This window comes from Desulfitobacterium hafniense DCB-2 (assembly GCF_000021925.1).
Taxonomy (GTDB): domain Bacteria; phylum Bacillota; class Desulfitobacteriia; order Desulfitobacteriales; family Desulfitobacteriaceae; genus Desulfitobacterium; species Desulfitobacterium hafniense.
Window position 1 is genome coordinate 1,005,001 of sequence record NC_011830.1, and the last position, 14,516, is coordinate 1,019,516.

The following is a 14,516-nucleotide window of genomic DNA, read 5'->3' on the forward strand; positions in this document are numbered from 1 at the left end:
AAAGAGAGGCAGTTATGATGGGGACAAGCATGAGCAGAACTAATAAAGCCGGTTTAAGGGATTTAAACCTTCGGAACTTCGCGGCGGGCATCGTATCGGCATTGCTTGCTGTAACCGGTCCACCGGCCATCATACTTGAAGCGGCCGCTAATGGTAACTTTACAACGTCCCAGACCATACTCTGGATGTTTTCCTGTTATGTGGTCGGGGGGATTTACAGTATTCTTATCCCCTGGTATTATAAAATGCCCATAGTAGGTGCCCACTCCATTACCGGAGTGGCTTTTCTAGCCACGGTCACCGCCCATTTTTCTTATTCGGAGATGATCGGCGCCTATATCATCTCGGCTCTTTTAATGTTAGCAGTTGGCGTGTTTGGAATCTTTTCCAAGCTTCTTGAGTATGTACCGAAGGAGATTATAGCGGTCATGCTGGCCGGCATGATTACCCGGTATATGGTGAACTTTGTTAACTCGATGACGGAGCTTCCCCTAATCGGGGGAGTGGCTCTTGCTGTCTTTTTGATTTTCAGCAAATGGAAAACCAAGATTCCGCCTATGGTCGCAGGTATTGCGATGGGGACTGTGCTTTTATTCCTGACTCAGCCCTTGGAAGGTGCGGTCTTGGGTTCTTCGCCGGTTATGCCTGCTCTTCAGATGCCCACCTTTAATCCACTAAGCTTTCTATCCGTATCGATCCCTTTGGCCTTGCTTATTCTCAGTAATGATGCTGCCGTAGGCTTAGGAGCTTTAGAACAAAACGACTATCGCCCCCCTATTAATAAGATTATTTCCTTGAGCGGCATTTTCTCAGTCCTTACCAGCTTTTTTGGCGGACAATCAGCTAATGTGGCAGGTATGATGTCGGCTATCTGTGCTGATCCTGAAGCAGGCCCCAAGGAAAAGCGCTACATGGGGGCGGTGGTCTCGGGAGTTATTATCCTCTTCTTCGGCCTCTTCGCCTGGAAGCTGGTGCCGTTGATTCAAGTATTGCCCAAATCTTTCACTTCTCTGCTGGTGGGCTTTGCTCTGCTGGGGGTGTTTGGGAATAGCTTATCCACCGGATTTTCAAACCCGAAAATGAAACTAAGTGCTGCGCTGACTTTTGTTATCGCCTTGTCCAATATCACCCTGTTGAATATCAGTGCCCCCATTTGGTCCCTTCTCATTGGGACTTTAGTCGCAAGGTTTATAGAGAAATGATTTGAAATTTGAAGCATTCGCGAGGATTGAGTATAAATTTGGCTAAAATTTTTTTAATTATGTGAACGAAGAAGGAGTTTCAAAGAGTTATGTAGAAAATTTATGAAAATAAAAGTTCTTTATCATGGAAATAGTCGAAGTATTTGTCAGAATAGAAGTAGGTGAGTTATCATAGACATTCCTTTAATTGTATTGCTATTTCAGGGGATTCCTGAAGAAATTGGGATCGTTACTTTAGCCTATGCTATAGCGGGGATTCCGTTCAGGTGGAAAGAACTTATACCAATGGGCACTCTTTTAGCTTTAACAGCTTACTTCTTGAGGCTATGTAACTTACCTTTTGGGACTCATACAATTGTTCTTGTGGTCTTAGTGTTTCTTTTCTTAACCTTGAGGAGTAAGAAGGATGTAAGTGTTTCATTATTTGCTTCTTTAGTGAGCTACATGTTTTTGATTGTGTTTGAATTCATATCTATTAATCTGTTCATAGTTGTCTTAAATATTCCCGTTGAAGCTATGTTTGATGATTCCATTGGCAGAATATTGTTTACTGAACCACAGGTTATTTTGCTATTTATTACTGCATTTTTGATTCGGCGAAAGAGGGTAGTACATGATTAGCCTTAATAAAATGAGCAATAACCTAACAAACATAATCACTAAGGATTTAGACTATAACGAAGATAAGAAAGAGATTATTGCTTACTCTATTGAGACATCACTACTCGCCGTAATAGGGACTCTTTTATTAATTCTTTTTGCATTTATTGCCAATGCCTTGAAACCTGCACTTATCGCGGCACTGTTTGGGGTTGCGTTACGTAAGGTTTCTGGAGGTGCTCATTTTAACACGCCTACAAAGTGTTTGATTTTTGGGGCGATTGTATATACCCTTCTTGGGTTTTTGGCTCAAACCTTAATAAAATACCAATTGAACTACGATTATTTACTTTGGATAAGTTTAGCTAGTTCCTTTTTGATAGTTATTATTCTTGCACCGGTTGATAGTGATAGTAAACCCATACATTCTAAAAGACTAAGAAATAACTTAAAAATGCTGTCTATTGTTTTGATAATCGTAGCTTTAATAATTTACAAAGTATCATCGGAACCATTGTTAATTGTCAGCATGTGTCTTGGGGTACTTTATCAATCCCTTACTTTGCTGCCTGTATTCAATCGCCGAGGAGGTGGATAAGGTGAAAAAAACTATCTTCACAGCTCTCGCGACATCACTAATGGTACTTGCTAGTGCTTCTTCAGTATTTGCTTGTGGTTGGTACGCCTATCAGCCCAAGACACCGAAATCATTACAGAAATAATGTAGTTCCACTTAAGAAGCTGGGTTTTATAACCCGGCTTTCTTAAGAGTGGGAGGGAAAGATGAAGAAAGTTTTTCTAAAAAAGTCAATTATTCAATCGACCTTATTCAGCATAACAATTAGCATATTTATGATAACCATGGTATTGATGTTGTTTTTTGGAAAGACCTTTTGGGAAAAAGAGTCTGTGAAACTGGAATATGACTTATTGACTATTGCTCTTGATGTAAAGCAGACTATTGATTCAAACCTGCATTTGATTCCTTCCTGCCAAGATGATGTAAATATTCTGCCCAGAACTCAGCAAATGGTGAAACTTGACAAAGTGGTAAAACCTTTGTTGCAGGAGAAACGCCCCTACTCCGTAGCTTTTTATGATTTGGAGTTTGGCTGGATGGTTTCTGAGGGAAAGCAAATAGAGTCTGTAGAGACGATCCTGGTTGACCTTCATGGTGCCTCAGAAATAAAGGTTCTCAATTACGATCATATAACCTTGGTAAGCGTTCCGGTACAACTGGAAAAAGGCTTAAAGGGGTATGTGTGGGCTTATGCCACAAAATCCGAATTTGAACTTGGTCCTTTTACGGGGTATAGCATCTCTTTTAGTTTATTGTTTTTATCCATAGGGATTATTATCATCCTCATTCAAAAGTTTATGAAGGAGATCCAACATCAGTTGGAAGAATTCTCGGAATCCATCGTTCATCCTGAAACCAATCTGTCGTGGAACTCCCATGGGCTGCCAGAACTCGAGCCAGTTTTAGACAAGATTAAGGGGTATACTCAAGAGCTGAGTGCTATTAATGAAGAGCTTGAGGCTTCACAGCGGCGATTTACCCAAATCATGGAGGGGATCTCCGATGGCTTATTTTCTATAGATAGAGAGTGGCGACTCCTTTTCTACAATGATGTAGCGAAGAAGTATTTTGATAAATCTGATGAAGAATTGAAAATGAAAAATATACTCGAAATTTTTCCTAGTTTCTCTAATACAGTAACGTATCAATATATTGCGGAAGTTTTCCTTACTGCTGAACCTGCCTATTTCGAAGCGGATGGAATGATGACCTCGGAGAGAATTTTCCATACCAGTATTTATCCTTTTGAAGAAGGGATTACGGTCTTCTTCAGGGATATAACAGAACAAAGGCAACAGCAGCATGAAATGGCGCGACTGGAAAGGCTTAACCTGGTTGGCCAAATGGCCGCCGGAATCAGCCATGAGATAAGAAATCCCCTCACTACCGTTAAGGGCTTCCTGCAGTTGCGCGGCATTAAGGTTACGGATCCTGATGAAAAAGAGTACAACGACCTAATGATTTCGGAAATTGATCGTGCCAATACTATTATCTCCGAGTTTTTATCTTTGGCGAAAGACAATATGGGCAGCACTCAGGAACAGGATATCAATCAGATTATCTATAGAATCTTCCCGATGATTCAGGCTGATGCCAATAACGGCAATAAAGATCTCATATTAAACTTAAATCCGTTACCCAGCCTATGGCTTAATGAAAATGAAATACGCCAACTGCTCTTGAACTTTGTCCGCAATGCTCTGGAGGTCACTCCACAGGGTGGGTGTGTCATTATACAGACTTACGAGGATAGAAATAATGTGGTTTTGGCTGTCAAAGATCAAGGGTGCGGTATTCCTGAGGAGATCCGGGATAAGATTGGGACACCGTTTTTTACAACCAAAGAGAGCGGAACAGGATTGGGAATTGCGATCTCCATGGGCATAGCTCATCGTCACAATGCTGAACTGACGTTTGACACGGGAGATCAGGGGACTACCTTTAAAGTCATATTTAAAAGAAGGAATATCCTCGGTAAAAAAGATGAAGGTGAATTAAGTTGACAGAATAATGGCTGTTTGGTTAAACTGAAATAAATTTATCGCGAAAAAACGTGTTTTTATGGAGGAGCAAGAAATGTACACCATGCAACAGCCTCTGCCAGCAGAGTATCTTAGCCTTAGCGAAGAAGAGATGGATCGGCGGATACGGAAGGTGAAAGAAGATCTGGGTTCCCGGCTGCTCATATTGGGCCATCATTATCAACGGGACGAGGTTGTCCGTTATGCCGATTACCGGGGGGACTCCTTGAGACTCTCTCAATTGGCGGCTCAGGCCGAAGCGGAATACATCGTTTTCTGCGGTGTCCACTTTATGGCGGAGACGGCTGATATCCTGACAGTTCCGGAGCAGAAGGTGATTTTGCCTGATCTGGGAGCAGGGTGTCCGATGGCTGATATGGCAGATATCGAAGATGTTGAGCGGTGCTGGGAACAGCTCGTCGCTCAGTATGATGAAGAGTTCGTTCCTGTGACCTACGTCAATTCCTCGGCAGAGGTTAAAGCTTTTTGCGGACGCCATGGAGGCCTGACCTGCACCTCCTCCAATGCCATGAAAATTCTTAAAACTCTGTTCAGCCAGGGCAAGCGCATTCTTTTCCTGCCTGATGAGCATCTTGGGCGCAATTCAGCGATGCATCTGGGTCTGGAGGAGAAGGACATGTTCTTATGGCAGCGGGAGGAATGGGAGATGGAGCTGCCGGAGGCTGCACCGAAGATTATCCTTTGGGATGGCTATTGCGGAGTTCATCAGAGATTCACGCCGGCCCATGTGGATTATGTCCGGGTAAAATATCCCGGTGTTACGGTGATTGTGCACCCGGAATGCAGCCATGTTGTGGTGGAAAAGGCGGATTTGGACGGTTCCACAGACTTTATTATCCGCCAAATCACAGGCGCTCCGGAAGGAAGCATCTGGGCCGTGGGAACGGAGATTAATCTTGTCAGCCGACTGGCCAAGGAGAACCCGGATAAAAAGATAGTCAGTCTTAATGAGAATACTTGTCTCTGTGTGATGATGAGCCGCATCAGTCAACCTCACCTGCTTTGGGCTCTGGAGAACCTGGCGCAGGGTAATGTGGTGAATCAGATCACCGTGAAGCCCGAGATCGCCAAAGAGGCCATTGTGGCACTGGATAGAATGCTGGAAATGAGTAAATAGATGAGATTCCTCTATGGAGTCAGGGAAGAGCTTTCGGGCTCTTTCTTTTTATTCAGAATATTCATGATATTTAGTTAAATTCTTTACTTCTTTTTTCTATCCCTCTATAATGTATACACAAGAGACAGAAAATGGGGAGGATAAAATGAGTAGAGTTATTCATGCCATCACGACACCCGTTATTCCGCAATGGAATCGTGAACTCCTATTTAAAATCTTGGACAATATTCATGATGTGGTTCTCGTTATTGATACGGATACCACGATTGTGTATGTCAATGAGGTCTATGCCAGAAGGCTGGGAGTCCCTGCGACAAAGGTTTTGGGCCGAAGGCTCGATAGGATCGAACCCAATTCGTCTACTATCAATTGTTTAAAGACAGGGATGCCCAGCCAAGGCAGGGAATATGTGGAATCCTTGAACATTGAAGTGGTAAGCAATACCTTTCCGCTTTATCATGATGAGCGCATTGTCGGTGCGGTATCCATTTTTAGAAACGTCACAAAGGGGGCTGGGCTGAACCAGGAACTTATTAGTGATAGGGAGCGGGTGCCGATGGAAAATCCTTATAACATGAAGGAAATCACTTCTCGTCTGGAAAAGGAACTGATTGTTTCAGCTTTGGGCAATTACAACAATAACCGCACCCAGGCCATGAAGGCTTTAGGGATTTCACGGCGGGCTTTTTATGATAAACTGCGGAAATATGGAATTGAAGACCGGGATAAAGAAATGAGTTAGTCATCCGGAAGGCTCAGGTGAGGAGGTTGGATTGTGAGGCTGGAAGATATTAAAAAGATAGGTGTGGTCGGGGCCGGAAATATGGGACACCAGATTGCTTTAAGCTGTGCTCTGGCCGGTTACCAAGTGGCCTGTACGGATATTAGCCAGGTTATGCTGGGCAAGGCGGAAGCCTTTGCCCGGTCATATCTGCCGGAACGGGTGGCTAAAGGGAAGATGACTCAAGGGGAATGGGGCAAGAAAAGCGGTAAGGGATTCTATACTTACGGAGGGGCGTCCCATGAGTAAAGCTTCGGTTTCCTTGGTCAAAGTATCTGAGGTGTATGAATCCCTTGGCCAGGCTCTCGATCTGTGCGACGGATTGGCCGGGCTGCAGGTCGATGACAAAATTTTGCTGAAACCCAATATTGTCAGTTGGGATTTTGACTATCCATTTCCTCCTTATGGGGTCGTGACCACCAGCACTGTAATGCAAGCTCTGGTTCAGATCCTTGTGGAAAGAGGATTTGAAAATCTAATCATCGGTGAGGGCTCTCTTCCGGGGCCAAAGCCTCAGGGAGACGCCATCTATGAGGCCTTGGGATATGGTAAACTCCGGGATAGGTATGGGGTCAGATTGGTTGATTTTAATGCGGAGCCTTTTATCACCACCGATTATGGAGATGGTTTTAAACTGGATATCGCTCAAGAAGCTTTGGCGGTGGACAAAATTATCAATATCCCCGTTTTGAAAACCCATAATCAAGCCAAGGTGTCTCTGGGAATCAAAAACCTAAAGGGGTGCCTGAGCCGCCGTTCTAAGCAATTCTGTCACGGTCTGGATCAGGAGGAACTGAATCTGACCTTTCCCCGCATCATTGAGAAGCTTCCTGTGGCTTTGACTATTATTGACGGTCTTTACACCCTTGAAAAAGGACCGGGACCTACTGGAAAGGCGTATCCCAAAGGGCTCTTGCTGGCCTCCAGGGATCCCTTGGCCTGCGATCTGGTGGGGGCGGCTGTGCTTGGTTATGGAGCCCAAGAGGTACCGCATCTGGCCTTTTATGCTGAGAAGCATGGCTATAGCCTGGAGCTGTCGGACTATGAGGTTAAAGGTGAGAGTATTGAAGGGTACCGGGGGCGTATCGACTATGATTTCGAGTGGAGTGAGGATAATACCGGTCCGGCCGGTTTTGAAAAGCGGGGCATAACCGGCTTGGCGATACGGAAGTATGACAGCAGCCTATGTACAGGGTGTTCCGTGCAATTTAATCCCATGCTGATTCTCCTTGCCTCAGCCTTTAAGGGAGAGCCTTTCAATCGCATCGAATTGGTCAGTGGCAAACAGCAATTGGCCTCGGCGGGATTTAATACCACTATTCTTTTTGGCAAATGTGCTTGTCATTTGAACAAAAATAACCCCAATATCAACCAAGCTATTACCTTATGGGGCTGTCCGCCTGATCTGGAGAAGATGGTGGAGGAACTGGGTAAAGAGGGCATTCAGTGTGATTTTAATGAATATGTCCGTTTCCGCAATTATCTTTTTGACCGGTATAAGGGCAAGGAGGGCTATAATCCGGAGGATTGGACTATAGAATAAGAAGATAAGGGCTTAAGCCCGGAAGGGGTAAGACAATGGATGTAAAAACTGCCATGCTGGAGAGGCACAGTATCCGTAAATTCAAGCCGGACCCTGTGCCTGAGGAGATGCTGAGGGAATTGCTGGAGGCCGCCCGTTTAGCACCTTCAGGAACCAATCAGCAGCCTTGGCGTTTTATCGTGGTTAAGAATCAGGAGGTTAAGGAGAAGATTCAAGGAGCTGCTTTTCATAAGAAGTTTTTGAGTGAAGCCCCGGTGCTTTTGGTATGCTGTGCCGATCTTTCAACCTATGCCACCAATACCCGCAGGAGGCTTCAGGAATTAGTGGATGCGGGAGTGTTTGGGGAAGATGAGGTTGCCAACTATCCTAATGCGGATAAGCCAATGGACGCTGAGACGTTGCAGGGGTATAAGCCCCATGCCATGCTGAATGTGGCCATTGCCACCGAGCATATTGCCCTGCGTGCCGTATCCCTTGGCTTAGGCACTTGCTGGGTACAATTAATGAAGGCCAGAGAGATCAGCAAGATTCTGGATTTGCCGGAACATCTCATTGTGACTGTGCTGATGCCGGTGGGCTTTCCGGATCAAAGCCCCGGTATGCGGCCCCGGCTGAAGCTTGAGGAAATTATCTATAAGGTCATTGAATAGAAGGATGACTCCCTTTCAGTACGGAATGGATGGCATAAATATTGTATACATCACAAAAACCTGTTGAAATAACCGCTCGTTTTATGTTACTTTTAATGCAGAAATTTTATAAATGAAGAGCAAAGGCGCTCATAAGGAATGTACAAGGGTACATTTCTTAGGGCGCTTTTTTTATTTGCTGTATTTGAAAGGGGAAAAGGGCAATGAAGATCTTCGGAATGAATGTGTTTAACGACAACGTGATGCGGGAAAGACTTCCTAAAAACATTTACAAATCTTTAAAAAACACCATTGACAATGGACTGCCACTGGAGCCCAGCGTTGCTGAAGTGGTGGCCAGTGCTATGAAGGATTGGGCTATTGAAAAGGGGGCGACCCACTACACCCACTGGTTCCAGCCCTTGACAGGTTTAACTGCTGAAAAACATGACTCTTTTATTGCTCCGACCAACGATGGACGGGTGATTATGGAGTTTTCCGGAAAGGAACTCATTAAAGGCGAGCCGGATGCCTCTTCCTTCCCCAATGGCGGAATTCGTTCTACCTTTGAAGCCCGTGGTTATACAGCCTGGGATTGTACATCACCGGCCTTCTTAAGAGAAGAAGGGACCAATATCGTGCTGTGCATTCCCACCGCTTTCTGTGCTTATACAGGTGAAGCTTTAGACAATAAAACCCCCTTGCTCCGTTCCATGGAGGCGCTGTCCAAGCAAGCGGTGCGGATTCTCAGACTTTTTGGAGATGAGGAAACCACCCGTATCTCCAGCACGGTAGGACCTGAGCAGGAGTACTTCCTGATCGACAAAGCCTATTACGAAAAAAGAATGGACCTGGTTCTTACAGGCCGCACCCTCTTTGGGGCGAAGTCTCCCAAGGGTCAGGAGATGGAGGATCAATACTTTGGCAGTATCAATGAGCGGGTATCGGCGTTCATGCATGATGTGAATGTGGAAGCCTGGAAGCTGGGCATCGCTGCCAAGACTCAGCATAAGGAAGTGGCTCCCGGACAGTATGAAATCGCGCCTATTTTCAGCGTGACCAATGTGGCGACGGATCACAATCAATTGATCATGGATATCTTAAAGAAGGTGGCCAACCGCCATGGCTTAGTGTGTCTTCTTCATGAAAAGCCCTTCGCCGGTGTCAATGGCTCCGGTAAGCATAATAACTGGGCCTTGGGAACCAATTCCGGGAAGAATCTCTTGGATCCGGGACGCACACCCCATGAAAACGCTCAATTCCTCACCTTCCTTTGCGCTGTGCTGAAGGCCGTGGATGAGCACGCGGATTTGCTGCGGGCTTCTGCTGCCAATCCGGGCAATGACCATCGCCTGGGTGCCAATGAAGCGCCGCCGGCTATTATCTCTGTCTTCTTAGGGGACCAGCTAAGCGATATTTTAGCTCAATTGCAAAATGGCGGCCTGACTCATTCTATAGCAGAAAGCCGCATGAATATTGGGGTCCCCACTTTACCTGTTTTGAGGAAGGATTCCACCGACCGGAACCGGACGTCTCCTTTCGCCTTTACCGGCAATAAATTCGAATTCCGGATGGTTCCTTCGTCGCTCTCCATCGCTGGGCCTAATATTGTTCTGAACTCCATTGTGGCGGAAGCTCTTTGTCAAATGGCGGACCGGCTGGAGCAAGCGGAAGATTTCAATGCCGATTTGAGGAAGCTGCTTAAAGAGATCGCAGTGAAGCATTCCCGTATCGTTTTCGATGGCAATAACTATTCGGGTGAATGGGTGGAGGAGGCGGAGCGCCGGGGATTGCCCAATATCCGTTCCACTGTGGATGCTATTCCAGCCTGGGTCACGGAAAAAGCGGTGGCACTCTTTGAAAAGCATGGTGTTCTCAGCGGAACGGAACTCCATTCCCGGTATGAAATTCTCCTTGAGCAATACAATAAAATCATTAATATTGAAGCACAAACAATGCTTTATATGGTTAAGCGGCAAATTATGCCCGCGGGTTTGAAAATGATTCAAAACCTGGCGACTGGGATTGCGGCGGTGAAAGCGGTTTCCGGGGCTCTTGTCTCTGTCCAGGAAAGACTTTTGAACCAAGTCTCTTCAGTGATGGTGGCAGTGGATGAAAGTCTGCAAGCACTGGAAGGGAAGACTAATGAAGCTCTGGCTATGGGTGACGTTTTTGAGCAAGGCGTGTTTTATCGGGATGAAGTATTCACCGCTATGAATACTCTCCGGGCAGCTGTGGATCAATTGGAGGAGCTGGTGGATGAGGAATACTGGCCTTTGCCCAGCTATGCAGACATGTTGTTTAAACTGTAAGCTGTAATGGGTTGGTTCAGGTATAAATACTTCTGATTTTATCGTGGAAGAAGCATGGAAAAGGCCACTGATACATCTTTGTGGATGTATTGGTGGCCTTCTTTTCGATTGCGAAGTGAGCAAAGCCGCTTTTAAGAAATGAATGGTGGTTCAAATCATGCACTGGTGCACAATTTGAACTCTCTTCCCCGTGGGGTCTTGTCTCATCCCTGATTTTGGGCGGTGTTATTATCCCAATCGTAGATAAGGCCGCAGATAAGTGATGTTAATGGGGATACCAGGACCAGTCCGATACAGCCGACAAAGGTGTGCAATATTTCTGCTGCAATGGGCTTTGAATTAAGGATGTTCATAAGTGGTGTGCCTTGAGCCATAAAGACCATCATCACTGTGATGTAGCTTCCCATATAGGCCAGCAGCAGAGTAGTAGTTTGGCCGCCGACTACGGATTTTCCGATGTTAAGTCCTGATTTCATAAGGGCCGTCTTGGTTACATGGGGATTATTATGGATAATCTCTTCCAGAGCCGATGAAATGTCGATTGCTAAATCGAGTACGGCACCTGAACAGGCAAGATAAATTCCTCCTTGAAAAACTAAAGTTAAATCAAGATCCATGAATCCGGCATACAGCAGTGATTCGGCTCCTTCCATTACCGCGCCGTGGATATTAAATAGACTGCCAAAGAGAATGGCCAGAAGGCAGGTTGCAATGGAACAAGTAACAGCACTGATAATAGAGGCATAGGCTTTTCTGGTGAATCCTGCTACCGAGAGCAGGGTAACAACAGTAAGTACATTTCCCACAAGGAGGGCAACTATGAGTGGATTATAGCCGTAAAGCATTGCCGGTATCAAAATCTTCCAGATACATAATAGTGTAAAAGTAAAGGAAAGCAAGGTGCGAACTCCGGTAAATCCGGAAAATATGATGATAACCAGGGCAAAGGTTCCGATTAAAAGGATCTCCTTATCGATACGGTAGTGATCGATCATATTGGCAAAGTTGATCTTGTTATCTTCATCAAATCCAAGCAGAACCCAGGCCTTGTCTCCTGCTTGAAATATTTTGTCCACGGAGAGGCTGCCGGTGAGCATATTATTGGCCTGAACCTGTTCGCCTTTGTGGGAGCCGGTTTCTATTTCAATTAAGGCGCTTTGATCACCTATGTTATAAATCCCGGAACTATGTACCCCTATATTATTGACAGAAATGACTTTGGCTCGAACCCCTTCGGTAAAGTGGTATTCTTGTTTCTGAAATCCCGTAGGCAATAAGGTGAGAATCGCTATCGCTATTAAAATGACAATAGTAAAAACCAATTCTTTTCTGTTAATATTCTGAAGCATCTTCTTTAAGTCGCGCTCCTTTCCTTTGCGCCCAAATTGGCAATGGATTGACGATCCGGGAATGAAAAAGGAGCATCGCAGACTATGTTAAAAAGTAGCTTTGCGACACTCCTTTATTTAGATATCTATTGAAGTTACGACTAGTTAAGATTTGTAGCCTTGACTAATTTGTCGTACACAGCGGTATTTTCATAGGCACCATTAAACAGCTCGGCACTGGCACCTGTTGCATAGACTGGAACCGGTACGCCTGTGTGGGAATAGGAGGTCCAGCCGATACCTGCTTTGTTATTAAGAATATGAGTTAAGGTTACGGAAAGTGGATTATAACCGCCGTATAATAGATCATTTTCTTCGCTGTCGGTAGGTTTGTCTTTCATGGTTTCCATAAAGGCCTTTTTTAGCTTAGCTACTTCCCGATCAGATAATTCTAAGGTCATATAGCTGGGCTCACCGGGGCGGCTTATATCATTTTTGGTTTTGTTAACAAGACCGAAGCTTTCCGTGATAACGGGCATAACGTCGTCAAATTTTAGGGACGGATTGTCTGCTTTCATCTTATTGATTAAAGCGTCAAAGGCTACATAAGATATCTTTTGGCTTTCTAAAATATGAAAAGCTGTATCATAACCGGTTGTTGCCTGTCCGATGGTCATGCCGCCTGTTTCATGATCGCCGGTAACGATGATCAGGGTCTCTTCAGGGTGCTTGGCAGCAAAGTCGATGGCGACTTGGATAGCTTCTTCAAAGGCGATCACATCACCAATATTGGCTTTGGCATCATTAGCATGACCTGCCCAGTCAATCTTGCCTGATTCGGCCATCATGAAGAATCCTTTGTCGTTGTCAAGAACATCGATGCCTTTTTTTACGAAATCAGCCAGAGTTAAATCGCCATCTTTATTATCTATGGCATAGGGCATAGCGCCGCTGTCCTGAGTAACCGGAGTCACTGCATAGGCTTTTCCTGATTGGCTGTTAAGGGCCAGGATATCTTCTTTTGTCTTAGCTATTTTGTAGCCCTTTTCTTTCATAACGTCATAAGCATCTTTTTGATCTTTGTCTTTTCCTGTAGGCTGGCTGATGGTTCCGCCGCCAAAGAAATCGAAGCCGGAGTTTGCCATTTGCAGAGCGATGTCATAATAGTCGTTTCGGGAAGCGACATGGGCATAGTAAGCTGCCGGTGTGGCATGGTTGATGGTTACGGTGGATATGATGCCGATCTTCATTCCTTTTTCGGCCTTAAGTCTTTCGGCAATGGTTTTGGGAATCGTACCTTCCACATTTTCCGGTTTGTTTCCGGATTTACTTCCCACCGGTTTTAGGCCAATGGTTCCGCTCCAGGTCTTAAATCCTGAGGAAAGGGAAGTTGCTGTGGATGCAGAGTCCGGTGCAAAGGATGTGGCGTCCTGAGTGGTTTGATAACCAACGGCCTCAAAATCCTGGAAGTTCATTTTGTCTAAAGCCATTTGATTATGTTTATTGGTTCCGCCGTAAATTTGAGCTGAGTTCACTTGTACGGCTGCCATGCCATCCCCGATGAACATAAAGATATACTTGGGGGTCTTTTCTGTTACTTCGGCTTTGGCTGTTGCGGCAGGCTGTGCTGCCACTACTGATGCCGGCCTGCTATCGAGTACGGCACCTGTGGCCAGAGATAAGGCCATGACCAGACAGAGCGATGATGCCAGGAAGCGCTTGGACATTTTGAAATTCTTAAACATAACTTACCTCCCAAACTTATTGTAGTACACCTATAAGTATAGGGCCGTTATGTTAAAGGAAAATCGTGGAAAGGTAAAATCTGCATAAAATTTGCTGTTCTCGAGTTTTAGGGTTAGTGCAAATGATGCAGCGCTGCAACATTTGAGCAAATTGCTGCTTGCAGTAAGATATGATTGACATGTCAATACATTAAGTTTATACTTTTGATTGAACAATGGCTCAATCGTTCAATCTGGAGGTGAATGTTTTATGTGCGCCTATACCGCTGATTTTGACAGATGTGATTGTAATACAATCCACGAGGATGTGGTTGCAGATGTCAGGGAGCATATGCCTGATGAAGATAACCTGATCGATCTTGCGGATTTATTCAAGGTGTTTGGCGATTCGACACGGGTGAAAATTCTCTGCGCTTTATTCCGTGCCGAGATGTGTGTTTGCGATATTGCCGTGCTTTTGGGCATGACCAAATCCTCAATCTCACATCAACTTAGAGTGCTGAAACAGTCAAAGCTGGTCAACTACCGTAAATCCGGGAAGGTTGTTTACTACTCCCTTGCGGATGATCACGTTAAGACCATCTTTGATCAGGGGCTTCTTCATATTTGCGAAAAGTAAATGGGCGGAGAGTTGCAT

At 45.1% G+C, this 14,516-nt stretch carries 12 protein-coding genes and 1 pseudogene; 11 read left to right on the forward strand and 2 right to left on the reverse strand.

What is annotated here, in order from left to right; translation table 11 throughout:
• Positions 1 to 14: 14 nt before the first annotated feature.
• The 10 genes and pseudogenes from DHAF_RS04595 (at position 15) to DHAF_RS04640 (ending at position 10,806) form a co-directional block, all read left to right on the forward strand.
• Positions 15 to 1,202, forward strand: a complete 1,188-nt coding sequence (locus DHAF_RS04595; RefSeq protein WP_015943093.1) for a benzoate/H(+) symporter BenE family transporter — start codon at positions 15 to 17, stop codon at positions 1,200 to 1,202.
• Between the two features lie 613 nt (positions 1,203 to 1,815).
• The gene (locus tag DHAF_RS04605; RefSeq protein ID WP_015943094.1) at positions 1,816 to 2,400 is read left to right on the forward strand and encodes an accessory gene regulator ArgB-like protein; all 585 of its coding nucleotides are present in this window, start codon (positions 1,816 to 1,818) and stop codon (positions 2,398 to 2,400) included.
• Between the two features lies 1 nt (position 2,401).
• Complete coding sequence (locus tag DHAF_RS24920; RefSeq protein WP_018214162.1) at positions 2,402 to 2,524, forward strand: cyclic lactone autoinducer peptide; 123 nt, start codon at positions 2,402 to 2,404, stop codon at positions 2,522 to 2,524.
• Between the two features lie 61 nt (positions 2,525 to 2,585).
• Positions 2,586 to 4,385 (forward strand): two-component system sensor histidine kinase NtrB, encoded by a 1,800-nt coding sequence (locus tag DHAF_RS04610; RefSeq protein WP_015943095.1) that lies wholly within the window; start codon positions 2,586 to 2,588, stop codon positions 4,383 to 4,385.
• A 73-nt stretch (positions 4,386 to 4,458) separates the two neighbouring features.
• Positions 4,459 to 5,541: a quinolinate synthase NadA gene (gene nadA, locus DHAF_RS04615; RefSeq protein ID WP_015943096.1), complete on the forward strand. Its 1,083-nt coding sequence runs from the start codon at positions 4,459 to 4,461 to the stop codon at positions 5,539 to 5,541.
• A gap of 145 nt (positions 5,542 to 5,686) precedes the next feature.
• A complete protein-coding gene (locus tag DHAF_RS04620; RefSeq protein ID WP_015943097.1) occupies positions 5,687 to 6,283 on the forward strand; it encodes a helix-turn-helix domain-containing protein in 597 nt (198 codons plus the stop codon).
• A 33-nt stretch (positions 6,284 to 6,316) separates the two neighbouring features.
• Positions 6,317 to 6,508 (forward strand): annotated as a pseudogene (locus tag DHAF_RS04625) (3-hydroxyacyl-CoA dehydrogenase NAD-binding domain-containing protein); the annotation flags it as partial.
• Positions 6,509 to 6,563: 55 nt separating this feature from the next.
• Positions 6,564 to 7,865: a DUF362 domain-containing protein gene (locus DHAF_RS04630; protein ID WP_005807892.1), complete on the forward strand. Its 1,302-nt coding sequence runs from the start codon at positions 6,564 to 6,566 to the stop codon at positions 7,863 to 7,865.
• Between the two features lie 35 nt (positions 7,866 to 7,900).
• Complete coding sequence (locus DHAF_RS04635; protein ID WP_015943099.1) at positions 7,901 to 8,515, forward strand: nitroreductase family protein; 615 nt, start codon at positions 7,901 to 7,903, stop codon at positions 8,513 to 8,515.
• Positions 8,516 to 8,718: 203 nt separating this feature from the next.
• The gene (locus DHAF_RS04640; protein WP_015943100.1) at positions 8,719 to 10,806 is read left to right on the forward strand and encodes a glutamine synthetase III family protein; all 2,088 of its coding nucleotides are present in this window, start codon (positions 8,719 to 8,721) and stop codon (positions 10,804 to 10,806) included.
• Positions 10,807 to 11,009: 203 nt separating this feature from the next.
• Here DHAF_RS04640 and DHAF_RS04645 read toward each other — a convergent pair whose 3' ends face one another.
• Positions 11,010 to 12,155, reverse strand: a complete 1,146-nt coding sequence (locus tag DHAF_RS04645; RefSeq protein WP_015943101.1) for a YibE/F family protein — start codon at positions 12,153 to 12,155, stop codon at positions 11,010 to 11,012.
• 140 nt (positions 12,156 to 12,295) lie between these two features.
• Positions 12,296 to 13,879: an alkaline phosphatase gene (locus DHAF_RS04650; RefSeq protein WP_015943102.1), complete on the reverse strand. Its 1,584-nt coding sequence runs from the start codon at positions 13,877 to 13,879 to the stop codon at positions 12,296 to 12,298.
• A gap of 250 nt (positions 13,880 to 14,129) precedes the next feature.
• Here DHAF_RS04650 and DHAF_RS04655 point away from each other — a divergent pair, with 250 nt between their 5' ends.
• Positions 14,130 to 14,498 (forward strand): ArsR/SmtB family transcription factor, encoded by a 369-nt coding sequence (locus DHAF_RS04655; RefSeq protein ID WP_005807902.1) that lies wholly within the window; start codon positions 14,130 to 14,132, stop codon positions 14,496 to 14,498.
• The last annotated feature ends 18 nt before the right edge of the window (positions 14,499 to 14,516 follow it).

What these genes read in the sequence shown, in the direction of transcription:
- DHAF_RS04595 (WP_015943093.1), top strand. Translation starts at nt 15, where the DNA reads ATGATGGGGACAAGCATGAGCAGAACTAATAAAGCCGGTTTAAGGGAT.
- DHAF_RS04605 (WP_015943094.1), top strand. Translation starts at nt 1,816, where the DNA reads ATGATTAGCCTTAATAAAATGAGCAATAACCTAACAAACATAATCACT.
- DHAF_RS04610 (WP_015943095.1), top strand. Translation starts at nt 2,586, where the DNA reads ATGAAGAAAGTTTTTCTAAAAAAGTCAATTATTCAATCGACCTTATTC.
- nadA (WP_015943096.1), top strand. Translation starts at nt 4,459, where the DNA reads ATGTACACCATGCAACAGCCTCTGCCAGCAGAGTATCTTAGCCTTAGC.
- DHAF_RS04620 (WP_015943097.1), top strand. Translation starts at nt 5,687, where the DNA reads ATGAGTAGAGTTATTCATGCCATCACGACACCCGTTATTCCGCAATGG.
- DHAF_RS04630 (WP_005807892.1), top strand. Translation starts at nt 6,564, where the DNA reads ATGAGTAAAGCTTCGGTTTCCTTGGTCAAAGTATCTGAGGTGTATGAA.
- DHAF_RS04635 (WP_015943099.1), top strand. Translation starts at nt 7,901, where the DNA reads ATGGATGTAAAAACTGCCATGCTGGAGAGGCACAGTATCCGTAAATTC.
- DHAF_RS04640 (WP_015943100.1), top strand. Translation starts at nt 8,719, where the DNA reads ATGAAGATCTTCGGAATGAATGTGTTTAACGACAACGTGATGCGGGAA.
- DHAF_RS04645 (WP_015943101.1), bottom strand. Translation starts at nt 12,155, where the DNA reads ATGCTTCAGAATATTAACAGAAAAGAATTGGTTTTTACTATTGTCATT.
- DHAF_RS04650 (WP_015943102.1), bottom strand. Translation starts at nt 13,879, where the DNA reads ATGTTTAAGAATTTCAAAATGTCCAAGCGCTTCCTGGCATCATCGCTC.
- DHAF_RS04655 (WP_005807902.1), top strand. Translation starts at nt 14,130, where the DNA reads ATGTGCGCCTATACCGCTGATTTTGACAGATGTGATTGTAATACAATC.